The sequence below is a fragment of the Nocardia goodfellowii genome (genome assembly GCF_017875645.1).
GTDB lineage: Bacteria > Actinomycetota > Actinomycetes > Mycobacteriales > Mycobacteriaceae > Nocardia > Nocardia goodfellowii.
This window is the reverse complement of record NZ_JAGGMR010000001.1, coordinates 7,841,667-7,856,495: the sequence shown is the minus strand read 5'-3', so window position 1 is coordinate 7,856,495 and position 14,829 is coordinate 7,841,667. Positions and strand designations below refer to the sequence as shown.

General features: G+C 67.1%; 16 protein-coding genes. 6 read left to right on the top strand and 10 right to left on the bottom strand.

Features of this window, described 5'->3' with window-relative positions; all coding sequences use genetic code 11:
* Positions 1-33 precede the first annotated feature (33 nt).
* Together BJ987_RS36445 and BJ987_RS36440 are read right to left on the bottom strand one after the other, a co-directional pair.
* Positions 34-564 (bottom strand): YdcF family protein, encoded by a 531-nt coding sequence (locus BJ987_RS36445; RefSeq protein ID WP_372446963.1) that lies wholly within the window; start codon positions 562-564, stop codon positions 34-36.
* 50 nt (positions 565-614) lie between these two features.
* A complete protein-coding gene (locus BJ987_RS36440) occupies positions 615-992 on the bottom strand; it encodes a hypothetical protein (RefSeq protein ID WP_209897559.1) in 378 nt (125 codons plus the stop codon).
* 166 nt (positions 993-1,158) lie between these two features.
* Here BJ987_RS36440 and BJ987_RS36435 point away from each other — a divergent pair, with 166 nt between their 5' ends.
* On the top strand, positions 1,159-1,866 hold the full coding sequence (locus BJ987_RS36435; protein ID WP_209897558.1) for a hypothetical protein: 708 nt from the start codon (positions 1,159-1,161) through the stop codon (positions 1,864-1,866).
* Here the strand turns inward: BJ987_RS36435 and BJ987_RS36430 are convergent.
* Positions 1,863-2,924 (bottom strand): AraC family transcriptional regulator, encoded by a 1,062-nt coding sequence (locus BJ987_RS36430; protein ID WP_307869865.1) that lies wholly within the window; start codon positions 2,922-2,924, stop codon positions 1,863-1,865. The genes BJ987_RS36435 and BJ987_RS36430 overlap by 4 nt on opposite strands.
* A gap of 9 nt (positions 2,925-2,933) precedes the next feature.
* On the opposite strand from BJ987_RS36430, the gene BJ987_RS36425 reads away from it, so the two are divergent.
* Positions 2,934-4,391 (top strand): flavin-containing monooxygenase, encoded by a 1,458-nt coding sequence (locus tag BJ987_RS36425; protein ID WP_209897557.1) that lies wholly within the window; start codon positions 2,934-2,936, stop codon positions 4,389-4,391.
* Positions 4,392-4,471: 80 nt separating this feature from the next.
* On the top strand, positions 4,472-4,885 hold the full coding sequence (locus BJ987_RS36420; protein WP_209897556.1) for a nitroreductase family deazaflavin-dependent oxidoreductase: 414 nt from the start codon (positions 4,472-4,474) through the stop codon (positions 4,883-4,885).
* Positions 4,886-4,895: 10 nt separating this feature from the next.
* On the opposite strand, the gene BJ987_RS36415 is transcribed toward BJ987_RS36420, so the two are convergent.
* The 7 genes from BJ987_RS36415 to BJ987_RS36385 all read right to left on the bottom strand — a co-directional run bounded on the left by BJ987_RS36415 (position 4,896) and on the right by BJ987_RS36385 (position 12,632).
* Positions 4,896-5,399 carry a hypothetical protein gene (locus tag BJ987_RS36415; RefSeq protein WP_209897555.1) on the bottom strand — a complete coding sequence of 168 codons (504 nt, stop codon included), beginning with the start codon at positions 5,397-5,399 and terminating at the stop codon, positions 4,896-4,898.
* Positions 5,400-5,438: 39 nt separating this feature from the next.
* On the bottom strand, positions 5,439-6,449 hold the full coding sequence (locus BJ987_RS36410; protein ID WP_307869864.1) for a DNA polymerase III subunit beta family protein: 1,011 nt from the start codon (positions 6,447-6,449) through the stop codon (positions 5,439-5,441).
* A 46-nt stretch (positions 6,450-6,495) separates the two neighbouring features.
* A complete protein-coding gene (locus tag BJ987_RS36405) occupies positions 6,496-7,785 on the bottom strand; it encodes an ABC transporter permease (protein WP_209897554.1) in 1,290 nt (429 codons plus the stop codon).
* Entirely contained in the window at positions 7,782-9,038 is a 1,257-nt protein-coding gene (locus BJ987_RS36400; RefSeq protein WP_209897553.1) for an ABC transporter permease, read from the bottom strand. The genes BJ987_RS36405 and BJ987_RS36400 overlap by 4 nt, the downstream gene beginning before the upstream one ends.
* On the bottom strand, positions 9,035-10,552 hold the full coding sequence (locus BJ987_RS36395; protein WP_209897552.1) for an ABC transporter ATP-binding protein: 1,518 nt from the start codon (positions 10,550-10,552) through the stop codon (positions 9,035-9,037). The genes BJ987_RS36400 and BJ987_RS36395 overlap by 4 nt, the downstream gene beginning before the upstream one ends.
* 9 nt (positions 10,553-10,561) lie before the next feature.
* Positions 10,562-11,659 carry a BMP family lipoprotein gene (locus BJ987_RS36390; protein ID WP_209897551.1) on the bottom strand — a complete coding sequence of 366 codons (1,098 nt, stop codon included), beginning with the start codon at positions 11,657-11,659 and terminating at the stop codon, positions 10,562-10,564.
* Positions 11,660-11,798: 139 nt separating this feature from the next.
* A complete protein-coding gene (locus BJ987_RS36385) occupies positions 11,799-12,632 on the bottom strand; it encodes an SMP-30/gluconolactonase/LRE family protein (protein ID WP_209897550.1) in 834 nt (277 codons plus the stop codon).
* Positions 12,633-12,792: 160 nt separating this feature from the next.
* Between BJ987_RS36385 and BJ987_RS37655 the strand changes: the two genes are divergently transcribed.
* The 3 genes from BJ987_RS37655 to BJ987_RS36375 all read left to right on the top strand — a co-directional run bounded on the left by BJ987_RS37655 (position 12,793) and on the right by BJ987_RS36375 (position 14,809).
* Positions 12,793-12,912: an MGMT family protein gene (locus BJ987_RS37655; protein ID WP_245366297.1), complete on the top strand. Its 120-nt coding sequence runs from the start codon at positions 12,793-12,795 to the stop codon at positions 12,910-12,912.
* A 40-nt stretch (positions 12,913-12,952) separates the two neighbouring features.
* Entirely contained in the window at positions 12,953-13,618 is a 666-nt protein-coding gene (locus BJ987_RS36380; protein ID WP_307869926.1) for a 2OG-Fe(II) oxygenase, read from the top strand.
* Positions 13,619-13,732: 114 nt separating this feature from the next.
* Complete coding sequence (locus tag BJ987_RS36375) at positions 13,733-14,809, top strand: sugar ABC transporter substrate-binding protein (RefSeq protein WP_209897548.1); 1,077 nt, start codon at positions 13,733-13,735, stop codon at positions 14,807-14,809.
* The last annotated feature ends 20 nt before the right edge of the window (positions 14,810-14,829 follow it).

The following is a 14,829-nucleotide window of genomic DNA, read 5'->3' as shown; positions in this document are numbered from 1 at the left end:
GCTCAGCCGGAGCGAGCGAGTGTGTGCCGAGGTTCAGCAACCGCGGTGCAGAAAAGCCCGGATGTAGCCGCCGGATTGGCGGATATACATCCAGGTCCAGAACTTCACCCCGGACGCACTGGGACTGGCCACCATCGTCAATTCACCGTCGAAACACTTGTCGACGATGTAGCGGGCTCGCGAAACGTGCGGGGTGTAGGTGATCACAATGAGGTGCCGCCAGCCGAATTGCGCCGCGCGCCGCCGGATTTCCCGCGCCTCCCCGTCCGTCGTCCACGGATCCGGGATGAAACAGTGCACGGCGAAGTCGAACTGACCGGCGCAGTACTTGTCCATCACCGTGTCGTCGTTGCCGGTGGACCGGGAGATCAGCAGCTGCGGCGCATACCCTTGCCGCGCCAGGTCCAGGCCGAGATCGAAGCGCTCGTAGGCGGTGCCGCCGAGCACCACGATGGCATCGGCCGGCCGGAGCGGATCGGTTTGCGGGTGGATGTAGACCGGCACTCCGACCGCCGCGAGCACGGCGGTGACGAGTGCGATCAGCAGCAAAACCGTGCACCGCAGGCTCGTCACATTTCCGACGATACGCGAAAACGGCTGGGCCGCAGCGGCGCTCAGTGGCGGACGCGGCGCACCTTCCGGACCGGGGTGGGATGCGGCATGAGTTTGCGGTGGATCAGTTGCAGCGCCACGAGCAGCAGCAGGGACAGGGTGGCGGTCAAATAGTCGCCGAACAGCACCGCGAGGACCGCGAAACCGCCGAACACCGGCAATTCGAGCAAGGCGCACCAGCCGAGCACGCGTAGTCGGGTGGCGTTGGAATCCAGCCAGCGCACACCGTCGTCGATGATCTCCCGCGCCGTCACCGGACAGACCATGCCGTCGCCGACCTGGATGAATCGGTGTACCGCCTCCTCGCGGGACAACTCACCGAGCCACGCCCGATCGATCAGCCGCTTGCCCTCCTCGGCAACCTCTCTGACCGTGTCCATGCGGCCCCTTCCTCACCCGGCTCAGCCACTCGACACCCGGTGCACACCGGATCCGCGGCAGAAGTCTAGGGGCCGCCCAGGGCAGTGCCTAGAGGTGATCGACGCCGCCTTTGTCATGTCCGGTCCGGTGCGCGAGACCCCGTGGGGGGCTGGCATGCTGACGCTCATGATCAATCTGCGGGGTGCACGGTGGATGGCGGGTGTCGCGGCGGGTGCGCTGCTGCTGGCCGGTTGTGGTGAATCGAAGACATCGGACAGCACGGCGGCGCCGAGTACGCCGCGCGACCAGCTGGTGCTGAGCGAGAGCGAATTCCCGGCCGGCGCCAAGAAAGTGGACGTGCCGAAGGACAAGCTGGAGTCGGCCGCCGCGGATATGGCCGGTCTGCAGGACACGTCCACGCTGACCCCGGCCGAATGCGCCGCCACCACAAAGGATCTCAGCGCCGCCAGCAAGGCGCTGCTCGCGGACTCGGCGGTCGCGGCCGCCACCGACACCAAATCCGGTGTCATGTATATCGAGTTCGTGGCCGGGCGCACCGGTGATCTGCAGGCCGTCACCGAGGGCAACAAACGCTGTGGCGAGGTCACGGTGACCAGCGCGGTCGAGGGCAGGCAGATCAGCACGGTGGCGAAGTCCGAAAACCTCAGTGCGCCCGCGGATTTGCAGGGCGTCAACGCGATCGCCTACCGCACCACGACGATCTCGACCGTCGGCGCCGGCAAGCCGCTGACCTCGGTCGGCTATCAGGGTATGGCCGTGCTGCGCGGCACCACCGTGGTCGTGCGCGCCAGCGCGCTCCAGGATTCGCTGGACGAGGCCGTGTTCCAGAAGCTGTTCGTCGACGCGGTCCGCAAGGTGGAGCAGGCGGCCTAACGGTCGCGGCGCACGGCGCTGGGGGTGCTGTCCCACCAGCGCCGGCAGCAGCGCGTCAACGTCGCCTGCTCGGAAAGGCCGAGCAGGGAGGCGATTTGGGTCATCGGCATATCGGTGGTGGTGAGGTAGCGGCGGGCCTCGTCGCGCCGGACGTCGTCGAGGATGTTCGCGAAAGTGGTGCCCTCCGCGCGGAGCCGCCGTTGCAGTGTGCGCGGGTGTAGCGTGAGAAGCCTTGCCACCATGCCGATTTCGGGTGGCGTGGTGCCGAGTAGCTGTTGAATCGCGGTGCGCACCTGCGGCACGATGGAAACGCCCGCGTGTCTGGATTGTTCGGCCAGGAAGGCGATCGCCAGGCGGTGCAGATTCTCGTCTCCGCCGGTCAGCGATTTGGCGGTCAGGTTGCCCGGTACCCGCAGCACCGCCGCCGGGCGGCCGACTCGCACCGGCGCGGCGAAGAAGTCCTCATAGGTCCGCAGTGCGGCCCGCGGGTGATAGGGGAGTTCGACCGAGCGCAGGCCGTAGCGTTCCCCCACCAGCCGCTGGATGGTGCGGTGCAGGAAACCGAGGCCGAGGTCGGTGCCCTGCACGGGGGTGGGCAGGCCCGGCGGCACGCCGTAGCGCAGGGCGACGATGCCGCGGTCCTCGTACGGGTCGGGCTCCACGGTGAGGCTGAGCGAGCGCGCGTGCACGAACAGGTAGCGCGAGGTGCACTCCAGCGCGTCCGCCAGGGTGGGCGAATTGCGGATGGCCAGTGCCAGCGGGCCGAGCATGTCGAGGTCCTGCCGGTAGGCGATGCGCAGTCCCAGGTCGGGGCAGTCCAGGCGCTGCGCGGCCAGCTCGAGCACCGCGGCCATGGTCTGATCGGGGACCAGGATGTCGTCGGCGTCGAGCGCCGCGACCGGCAGCCCGACCGAGGCCGCGAACTCCTCCGCATTGCCGCCGAGTTCGGCCACCACCGCGCGGAAACCGCGCAACCCCGCGGACCGGATCACCGACATGTCGTCCAGAATCAAATAGTTGTCGTGCAAAGTCAAGGATCTGGGGAGCTGCTTTTCCACACTGGAGAGATGAACGGTGAGGTTCGGGACCATGTTGATGTCGTGATCGTCGGTGCGGGCCTGTCCGGCGTCGGCGCGGCCTATCGGCTGCAGACCGAATGCCCCGGCAAGAGCTACGCGATTCTGGAAGCCCGCGACACCATGGGCGGCACCTGGGATCTGTTCCGGTATCCCGGCATTCGTTCGGACTCGGACATGTTCACCCTCGGCTACCCGTTCAAACCGTGGCGGGACGCGAAGGCCATCGCCGACGGTCCGTCGATCCTGCGCTACATCAAGGAGACGGCCGCCGAATTCGGTATCGATCAGCACATTCGATATCAGACCAAAGTCGTTGCCGCCGAATGGGATTCGGATATCTCCCGCTGGACGCTGACCGTGCGGACCGCGGCCGGCGAGCGGACCCTCACCTGCGGCTTCCTCTACACCTGCGCGGGTTACTACAACTACGACCAGGGTCACGCACCCGAATTCCCCGGTGCGGCCTCGTTTGCCGGTCAGACCGTGCACCCGCAGTTCTGGCCCGAGGACCTGGACTACGCGGGCAAGCGCGTCGTCGTCATCGGCAGCGGCGCGACCGCGGTCACCTTGGTACCCGCCATGGCCGACGCGGCCGCCTCGGTCACCATGCTGCAGCGCAGTCCGAGCTGGATCAGCCCGGTTCCCGGCCGCGACAAGCAGGCCGACAAGCTTCGGGATCTGCTGCCGCCCGATCTGGCGCACAAGGTGATCCGCACCAAGAACATCCTGTTCAACATCGGCTTCTACCAGTACTGCCGTCGTCGCCCGGAGTCCGCCCGCAAACTGCTCACGGGTCTGACCACGCGAATTCTGAAGGACGAGAAGGCGGTCGCCGAACACTTCACGCCCTCGTACAACCCGTGGGATCAGCGGCTCTGCGCGGTACCCGACGCCGACTTCTTCAAGGCGATGAAGAAGGGCAAAGCCGAGGTCGTCACCGACCACATCGAAACCTTTGTGCCCGAAGGAATTCAGCTGAAATCAGGCCGGGTGTTGCCGGCGGACATCGTCATCACCGCCACCGGCCTGCAACTGCTCGCCTTCGGCGGCATCACCCCGATCGTCGACGGCCGCAAGGTCGATCTCGCCGAGCAGTTCGTCTGGCAGGGCGCGATGCTCACCGGCATCCCCAACTTCGCCGTCTGCCTCGGCTACACCAATGCCTCCTGGACGCTACGCGCGGACCTCACCCACCGATTGGTCTGCAAGGTCCTGCGCCATATGGACCGCAACCGCTTCGCCGCGGTGGTGCCGGAACCGGCGGGCAACCTGTCCGAACGCCCCCTCCTCGACCTGGCCTCCGGCTACATTCAGCGCTCCATCGCCGACTTCCCCCGCCAGGGTGATCGCCACCCGTGGAAGGTCCGCCAGAACTACATCCTCGACACCGCGACCACCATGCGCACCAACCTGCACAAGACGCTCACCGGTACCCGCGCTCGCTGACCGGCCGAGCCTGGTGCGCCAACCGGGAATTGCGCGATCCCCTCGGTACGTTCCTCAGAACATCTGCTGAAAGGAACCGCATGGCCAGCGACTTCAATGCGAACATCATCGAGGAATTCCGGGCGAACGCGGGAAAGGTGGGCGGTCCGTTCGCGGGCCGCGAACTGCTGCTGCTCACCACGACCGGCGCGAAATCCGGGCTGCCGCGCACCAGTCCGCTCGCCTTCCTCCGCGACGGCGACCGCATCGTCGTCATCGCTTCCAAGGCGGGCGCACCCACCAATCCCGACTGGTATCACAACATCCGCACCAATCCCGAGGTCACCGTCGAAATCGGCACCGACAAGTTCCAGGCCCACGCCACCCCGATCGACGAGGGATCCGAGCGCGACCGCCTCTTCGCGGCCATGGTCGAGGTCATGCCCGGCTTCGCCGACTACGTCGAGAAGACCACCCGCGTGATCCCCGTGGTCACCCTCGCTCCGCGGCGCTGAGTCCGAGCGGTCAACGGGGGTCGGGCGCGGAATCCCGGCGGACCGTGGATTTCGCGCGGACGGCCGATTCGATCTCGTCGACCGCTGTGCGGATGGTCGCCCCGTAGGGGTCGTCGCCGAGGGTGTGCAGGTGTGTTCGCGTGGCGTCGAGTTCGCGCTGTGCTGCTTCGAAAGAACCGAGCCGCCGGTAGTTGTCGGCCAGGTTGAGGTGCAGCGACGGGTAGAAGCCCGCGACGTCGAGCGTCGCGTGATGCTGCCGGGCACGTTCGTTCGTCAGGGCGGCGGCGGCGTCCAGAGCACGGATATCCCAGGCGAGTGCCTGCGCGGCGTCTGGTTGCAGGTCGGCCATGAAGTGCGCCAGCGTGCATCGGTGCAGCGGGTCACCCTCCGGGCCGATCGAAGCCCAGATCTCGGCCAGCCCCTCGCGGGCTTGCTCGGGATGGCCGTCGCGACCCAGTGTTACCGCCCGCATGATCGCGTCCATGGTCGAGTCGGCGGACGTCTTGCCACTCATCAGATAACTCCTGTTGCTTGGGTGTTCGGTGGGCTCAGGTCAGGGGAGCTGGATCGGCATGACCAGGGTGGTGAGGTCACCGTCGGTCGCGGAGCGGACCACCACCGGCTGGTCGGCGGCGGAAATGTCGAGCATCACGTCCGGGCCGACGGCGCTGGACAAGGCTGCCCGCAGCACGTCCGGCGCGAACGCGATATCGACGGGCGGACCGCTGACAACCGCGGGCAGTGGCTCGCGGTTGCCGGAATCGGAGACGGTGAGGCCGGATTCGGTGACGGACAGAACCAGGGGGTTCCGGTCGGCCGCCGCGATCAGCACCGCACGTTCCACCACCACGCGAGTCCGAATTCCGGCCAGGCCCGTCAGCACCGCGCGATAGTCGGGGAACGGTTCATCGATCAGCGCGCAGCGGCGCTCACTGTCACCGGCGGCCAGTACCAGTGCGTCCGCGTCGGCCGACAGACTTACCTCCCCGGCCGCCCGCAGCCAATCCTGCACCGCCGCAAGCCCTTCGACATCGGCGGTGACCGACCACCGGTTCCCGGCCTGTAGCGGGACCAGTGTCCGCGTCGACAGCCGATACCGATCCGTCGCGGTCAGGGTCAGTGACGAGCCGTCGGCTTCGATGAAAACACCTGTCAGGACCGGAAATTCGCCATCGATAGCGGCGGCCGGGCGGACCTGGCGCACCGCGTCGGCCAAGGCGGCCCCGAGCACGACGACCGCGCCCAGTCCCTGTTTGATCGCCGCGGCGACCTCGGCCGCCTCCTGTGCGCGCTGCCGTAGCTCCCGCACATGCTCGTCCAGGAGCCGGGCCGCCTCCGCCGGATCGCCGCCGAGGATCCGGCCGACTCCCGCCAACGGCATCCCGATCTCCCGGAGCCGCCGGATCCGCACCGCCCGCTCGCACTGCTCCTCGGCGTAATACCGGTATCCGGTCACCGGATCCACCCGGGCCGGGGACAACAGCCCGCAATCGTCGTAGAACCGCAGCGCGCTCGCGGTGATCCCGGTGGCCCGCGCCATCGCCCCGATCGTCAACTCAGTCACCGGGCAATCATGGAGCCTCAGGTAACTCGAAGGTCAACACCGGCCGCTATTTGCTCCCGGGTGTATAGGGGATGCCGTCCGCCGCCGGAGCGACGGCTCGGCCGATGAACCCGGCCACCACCACGAGGGTGACCGCGTAGGGGAGCATGCCCAGGAACTCGGTGGGAATCGGGTTGCCGGGCATGGTGTTGAGGAACCGTTGCAGCGCACTGGAAAACCCGAAGAGCAGGGCCGCGGTGAGCACGCCGAACGGGTGCCAGCGCCCGACGATCATGACGGCCAAGGCGACGAAGCCCAGGCCCGCGGTCATGTTCTTGCTGAACGACACATTGTTGGCGATGGTGAAGAAGGCTCCGCCGAAACCGGAGAGCGCACCGGCGACGGTGACGTTCCAGAACCGCAAGCGGTTGACATTGATGCCGGCAGCGTCGGCGGCGGCCGGGTGTTCGCCGACGGCGCGCGTGCGCAGGCCCCATCGGGTCCGGAACAGCAGGTAGGAGACCGCGAAGACGCAGACCAGCGCCACGTAGACGAAGATGTTCTGGTCGAACAGCACCGGGCCCAGGATCGGTATGTCGGCCAGGAAACCGAGCGAATCCCCGACCTTCCGCACCGTGGCGGGCTGGTTGAGCGAGCCGTCGGCGCGCATCAGCCGCTCGTACAGGAAGCCGGTCAGGCCGAGTGCGAGCAGGTTGAGGATGATGCCGGTGACGACCTGATTGACCTGGAATCGGGTCGCCAGCCAGGCCAGCAGCAGGGTGGAGCAGACACCGCTGAGGGTGGCGGCCAGCATCCCGAGGTAAGCGTTGCCGGTGACCGAGGCCAGCAGTGCCGCGGTGAACGCGCCGGTGAGGAACTGGCCTTCGATACCGAGGTTGATCACGCCGGAGCGTTCGGCGACGACACCGGACAGCGCGCCGAAGATGAACGGCAGCGCCAGGAAAAGCGTTGTCGCCAGGACGAATTCGACCGGGAAGCCGACGCCCGGCGTGACGGTCCAGGACAGGGCGGCGATGACCAGCGCGGCGACCGCACCGCCGATCAGCACACTGTCGAAGCGCCGCGCCAGGGGTGGGGGCAGTGTCAGCAGCGCGATCCCGGCCAGCACCGCCAGCGCGCTGAGCGTCGCGACGACCACCAGCGTCCCGATCGTCCAGCTCGTGTCGACGGTTTGATCCAGCCGGTAGGTGGTGGTGCGTCCGGAATCGATCAGCGGTAGGCCCGCACCACCCAGGAGCAGGCCCGCGCCCGCCAAGCCGTAAGCCGCCGTGGTGCGCCGCCGGAAAACCTTGTCGGACAGCGCGACCTGCGGTTCGGTGCCGGTCGATGCGTTCACCAGCCCCTCGCTTCCAGAGTGTTGAGCCCGCCGCGCGGTGTCCGCAGCCGCAGCAGGGTTTTGACCAGGGCGGGCGCGGCGATGAACAGCACGATGACTGCTTGCAGCAGCGTGGACATCTCCACCGGGATGGCGGGCTGCATATGCAGTGTGCCGGACTTCAGCGCGCCGAAAAGCAAAGCGGCGGCGACGATTCCGCCAGGATGCGCCCGTCCGAGCAGGGCCACGGTGATGCCGTCGAAACCATATTCCACCGCGGTGCCGGGATTGACCGTGTACGGGCTCAACCCGAGCACCAGGGCCGCGCCGCCGAGCCCGGCCAGTCCGCCCGCCACGCCCATGGTGGTGGTGAAGGTGCGCCCGATATCCATGCCCGCCGTCTGCGCGGCATGGGCGTTCGCGCCGACCGCGCGGATACGAAAGCCGAAGGTGGACTTGCTGAGCAGCCACCAGGTGGCGGCGGCCAGGGCGAACCCGATCAGCAAGCCGACACTCACCCGCAGACCCGAACCGGCCCAGCCGAGCAACTGCGGCAGCCGGGCCGAGGCGGCGACCGGCTTGGAGACCAGCTCCTGGGACGTGACGGAGTGGATGAAGGTGGTGCCCAGCGCCCACATCAGGAAGTAGGCGGCGATATTGTTCAGCATGATCGACGAGATCACCTCGTGCGCACCGGTTCTCGCCTTGAGGTAGCCCGGAATCGCGCCCAGGACGCCACCCGCGAGCCCGCCCGCCAGCAACGCCAGCGGAAGATGCAGCAGCAGTGGGAGATCCACCGCGAAACCGACGATGAGCGCTCCGAGCATGCCGAAGACGAACTGGCCCTGAGCACCGATATTGAACAGACCCGCCCGGAACGCGAGGCCCACCGCCAGTCCGGTGAACATGAGCGGGGTGGCGTAGGTCAGGGTCTCCGACAGTGGCCGCAGGACCTGGGCCAGTGTGGCGTCCCCCGCGAAGAACTGCTGCAGGCGGCCGAAATCGAGGATCGATCCCTCGAACAGATCCTGGTAGGCCGTGCTGACGGCATACCAGGACGAACTGAACGCGTCGCCGGGTCGTGCGAACAGATAGCTGAAAGTGCCGCGCACACCGGGATCGGAAACGATGATGAGCACCGCGCCGATGGCGAAGGCCAGCAGCAACGAATAGATTGTCACCATGAGGTTGTTCGCTTCGGTCAGGTAGCGAACGAAGGTGGGGCCGAATCCTTTTCGGCCCGGCGCGGTGTCCGGTTCGGTGGTCGTGTTCACGCCTCGCCTCCCGGGGTCTCGGGGCGGTGACCGATCATGAGCTGTCCGATATCCGAACGCGGACTGTCCGGCGCCACCTCGCCCACGATCTGACCGTTGTAGATGACGGCCACCCGATCCGACAGGGCCAGAATCTCGTCGAGCTCCGCGGAGATGAGCAGTACGGCGGTGCCGGTGTCCCGTTCGGCGACCAGCCGGGCATGGATGAATTCGATCGCGCCGATATCCACGCCGCGGGTCGGCTGCGCCGCCACGAGCACCTTGCGCGGGCGGGAGAACTCGCGCGCGATGATGACTTTCTGCTGGTTGCCGCCGGACAACGCGGACACCGTCTCCTCGGGCCCCTGCGTGCGAATATCGAACTCGGCGATGGCTTTCGCGGCGACGGCGCGCACCGCCGTGTCATCGACCACACCGCGGTGGGACAGCGGCGCCTCCCGATACTGGTTGAGCACGATGTTCTCGGCGACGGTGAAATCACCGACCAGCCCGTCCCGGGCCCGATCCTCCGGGATGTAGCCCAGACCGGCCGCGATGCGCCGGTACGGGTGCCAGCGGGTGACCTCGGCGCCGGCCATCTCGATCGAACCGGTCGCCGGCGTGAGCGTGCCGAGGATGGCTCGGGCCAATTCGGTCTGCCCGTTGCCCTCCACACCGGCCAGGCCGACGATCTCACCGGCGCGCACAGTCAGATTCAAGCCGTCCAAGACCGGGACGCCGCGATCGTCGAGAACGGTGAGATCTCTGATCTCCAAGGCGTTTCCGGCCGGAGTGGCGGGGGACTTGTCGACGGTGAGGGACACCTCGCGGCCCACCATGGCGGCCGCCAGCTCCGCCTCACCGTCCTCGGGCGAGGCCTCGGCGACCACCTTGCCGCGCCGGATGACCGTGATCGTGTCGGCGACCGCCTTCACCTCCTTCAGTTTGTGGCTGATGAAGATGATCGACATGCCCGAGCGCGCCAGATTCCGCATGATGGCCAGCAGTTCGGCCACCTCGGGTGGTGTGAGCACCGCGGTGGGTTCGTCGAGGATCAGCAATTCGGTGTGCCCGGAAAGCGCTTTGACGATCTCCACGCGCTGCTGCACACCCACCGGGAGGTTTTCGCAGACGGCGTCCGGGTCCAGGGCCAGCCCATAGCGTTCCGACACCTCCCGCACCGCGCGCCGGGCCGCGGCGCGATCGAGGATTCCGGCCCTGGCGTGCTCGCGCCCCAGCTGCACATTGTCGGCGACACTGAACGGGCCCACCAGCTTGAAATGCTGGTGCACCATGCCGATTCCGGCGGCGATGGCGTCGCCGGGCGAACGGAATCGCACCGGCGCGTCATCGATCAGGATCTGCCCCTCGGTGGGTTCCAGGATCCCGTACAGCATGTTCATCAACGTGGACTTGCCCGCACCGTTCTCCCCGAGGATGGCGTGGATCTGACCCGGCGCCACCACCAAGTCGATCGCGTCATCCGCGACGAAATCGCCGAACTTCTTGGTCAGCCCACGTAATTCGAGGCGCATGCGCGACCGCTACTTCGGGGCGGCCGGCGAGGTGACGACCACGGTGCCCGCGACGATGTCGGCCTGCAGCTGCTTGATCTCCTGCTTCAACGCATCGGGGACCTTGCTGTCGAACTCGTAGAACGGGGCCAGCGCGACGCCCTTGTTGTTCAGCGTGCCCACGTAGCGGCCGTCCTTGGGCCCCTCGTTGAAGGCGTTGTCGATCGCCACCCGGATGGCCGAGGAGATGTCCTTCATCGAGGACGACAGAATGATCTGCTTGTACTCCGGGACTGCCTGGTAGCCATCGGAATCCACCCAGATCATGGTGGCGTTGCCGGCGTCCTTGATGGCCGAGGCGCCGCCGAGACCGACCGGGCCGGCGACCGGATGGATGACATCGGCGCCCTGGGCCAGGAAGTTCTCCGTCAGCGACCGGCCCGCGCTGGTGTCGTCGAAATTGCCGGTGAACGAACCCTTCTGGGCTTGGGTGTCCCAGCCGAGGACCGCGGTGGTGGTGTTGTGCGCCTGGTTGTACTTGGCGACGCCGGCGGCGAACCCGTCCATGAAGATGGTGACGGCCGGGATCTGCATGCCGCCCCAGGTGGCGACCTTGCCGGATTTCGTGGTGCCGGCCGCCAGATACCCCGCGAGGTAGGAGGATTGGGCGGCGTTGAACTCCATCGAGTACACGTTGGGTAGGTCGACGTGCGAGTCGACGATGGCGAACCGCTTGTCCGGGTTCTCCTTGGCGACCGTGGTGATCGCGTCCGCCATCAGGCCGCCGACGCCGATCACCAGACCGCAGTCCGCGTCGTCGGCCGAAGCGCGCAGGTTGGGTTCGTAGTCGGCGGTGCTGTTGGACTGGCGGTAGCTGCCCGAGATCGCCTTGTTGGCGTCGACCGCCGCCTTGACGCCGTTCCAGCCCGATTCGTTGAACGACTTGTCGTCCACGCCGCCCGCGTCGGTCACCATGCAGGCCCGGAACTTGGCGTCCGCCGCGCCATAGGTGTTGCCGGACCCTTTGCCGTCCTTCTCGGCCGGCGGAGAACCGCAGGCAGACAGCAGCGCGAGCGCGACGGCGGCCCCGCCGGCGACGACGGTCTTCAAGGCAGTGGCTGATCTCATCTGCTCACATTTACCCCATATCCGGGTGCGGCGAATGAAATTGAAACATTGCTTTACACAATTTCGGTCTCCACGCCGCGCCCACATCGGCACCGTCCGGGACGTGGTCCTCCTCCGGGGCGCACCGTATCGGCCACGGTCAGGGGCGACCCGCTCTCGGCGCGGGGGCGGGGAAGGCCACCACTTGTCCGCTGGGCGCGCCGGATTCGCCGCCCCAGTTCTGGCCGACCACATAGAGACGCGGATTCTCGCCTCGACTGAGCGCGCACGCGAAGGCCCCGCGATCGAGTTCGAGAGTGGCCAGCACCTGGCCGCCCGCGGCGACCCGGACGCAATGGCGGTTGCCGACGTCGGCGTACCAGAGGTGCCCCTCGGCGTCGAAACAGATGCCGTCCGGATGGTCGCCGGGGGTTTTCGCCCACACCCTGGGGTTGCCGAGCGTGCCGTCGGAGTCGATATCGAACGCGGTGAGCTGATCGGCATAGGACTCGGCCACGACCAGGGTCCGGCCATCCGGGGTGATCGCCAGCCCGTTCGGGAATGCGAGGTCGTCCGCGACCTGCCGGACCGCACCATCCGCGGTGACGAGCGCGATCAGCCCCGGCGCGAATTCGCCGCCGGGAAAATCGAAGCCGATGTTGTCGAGGTAGACGTTGCCCCGCTCGTCGGCGACTATGTCGTTCCACGGCCGCACCGATATCGCGGCAAGGTCCGCGTGCTCGACGAGCTCGCCGGACGGATCTCGACGAAGCAACCGCCGCCGGGCCGAATCGACGATCAGCAGTTGCCCGCCGGGCAGGAAGTCGATGCACATCGGAAACGAGTCGACGCTCGCGACGATCTCGTGCCGGTGGTCGTCATCGAGCGCGATCACCTGGCCGGCACCCCAATCGGAGAACCAGAGCCGGCCCGCGTGCCAGCGCGGCGATTCCCCGAACACGATGCCGGTCAGCAGAACCTCGGGTGCGGTCACGTCCGGACTCCCTTTCGTCGTCGATACCCATACAGACGGGCTGCGGGCCCGGAACTCATCGAGCGGATCTCCGGCCCAAGCGCCGTGTCCGAATTCCGCCAGCCGCACGCCGTGGCGTGCCGCAGATTGGGAACAGGACATCGCGGAGAGGAGTCTGATCATGACGGTGTACGCGCACGTAGACAGCCCGCTGGGCACCCTGCGGCTGACCGGGTATGCCGGTGGCCTGGAGCGCAAGCAACAGCTGCCGGCGCTCGAGGGGGTGCTCCTCGGTGCTTGACCTCGCGGATTCGACTGTCACCGAACAAGATTGGCCGCGCATCGCCGCGGAGCTCACCGAACACGGTCACGCCCTGACCGGGCCGCTGCTCACGCGCGAAGCCTGCCGGGAGATCGCCGGATATTTCGCGCAGGAACAGCGCTTCCGGACGACCGTGGAGATGGCGCGGCATCGATTCGGGTCGGGCCGATACCGCTACTTCACCCATGAGCTTCCGCCCGTCGTGGCGGAGCTGCGCCGCGCCTTCTATCCGAATCTGCTACCGATCGCCCGGGATTGGGCGGACAAACTCGGGCAACCGGCACCCTGGCCGGACTCGCTGGACGAGTGGATTACGAAGTGCCACAGCGCCGGTCAGCGGAAGTCCGCCCAGATCCTGCTGCGCTACGAAGCGGGGGATTGGAACGCGCTGCATCGGGATGTCTTCGGCGACATGGTCTTTCCGCTCCAGGTCGTGATCGGCTTGGACGCGCCGGGTGTGGACTACACCGGCGGCGAGTTCCTGATGGTCGAGCAGCGCCCGCGAGCTCAGTCCCGGGGCTATGCCACCACCATCCCGCGCGGGCACGGGCTGATCTTCACTACCCGGGACCGCCCGGTGCCGAGTGCGCGTGGTTGGTCGAAGGCGCCGATGCGGCACGGTGTCAGCGTGCTCCGGTCGGGGACGCGGCACACCCTCGGACTGGTCTTCCACGACGCGACCTGACCGATTTGCCCGAACAGGTTGTGCGCCAGGTCACAGTGGAATATGTTGCATCAAACAACATTCGCTCGACTCGACCGCCCGGCGCACCCGGGGCGGTCCGATGAAAGGCCCACCATGCGTAAGGGCATTCTCACCATCACCGCTGTTTCGGCCGCGTTGCTCACCTCCCTCACCGCCTGTGGCGAGGACGAGAGCAGTAAGGGCTCCGGCGCGCAGATCGGGGTGATCCTGCCGGACAGCAAGACCTCCGCCCGCTGGGAAACCGCCGACCGGAAATATCTGCAGGAGGCGTTCGACAAGGCGGGGGTGAAAGCCGACATCCAGAACGCGCAGGGGGACAAGGGCGCGTTCCAGACCATCGCCGATCAGATGATCACCAATGGCGCGAGTGTGCTGCTGATCACCAACCTGGACAGCGGCACCGGCAAAGCGGTGATCGAGAAGGCCCGCTCGCAAGGCGTCACCGTCATCGATTACGACCGGCTGACCCTCGGCGGCGGCGCGGAGTACTACGTGTCGTTCGACAATGTGAAGGTCGGCAAGCTGATCGGTGAGGGCCTGGTCAAATGCCTGACCGAGAAGAACGCGCCGAAGCCCACGGTGGCGTACCTGAACGGCGGCCCGACCGACAACAACGCCGCCCTGTTCCGCAGCGGCTACGACGGCGTGCTGAAGCCGAAATTCGATTCCGGTGAATACGCGAAGGGCCCGGATCAGGCGGTGCCGGAATGGGACAACACCAAGGCGGGCACCATCTTCGAGCAGATGCTCACCGGTACGCCCAACCTCGGCGGGGTGGCCGCGGCCAACGACGGCCTGGCCAACGCCGCCATCGCGGTGCTGAAGAAGCAGAAGCTGAACGGCCAGGTCCCGGTCACCGGTCAGGACGCGACGGTGCAGGGCCTGCAGAACGTGCTCGCCGGCGACCAGTGCATGACCGTGTACAAGGCGATCAAACAGGAGGCCGCCGCGGCCGCGGAGCTGGCGATCGCACTGACCAAGGGGCAGAAGGGCACCACGAACGGCACCGTGGCGGATCCGGAATCGAAGAAGGATGTGCCCTCGGTGCTGCTCGAACCCAAGCCGATCTACAAGGCCAACGTCAAAGACGTGATCACCGACGGGTACGTCACCAAGAGTGAACTGTGCACCGGTGACGTCGCGAAACTCTGCGCGGACAACGGAATCTGACGTACACCACCGCACCAGCT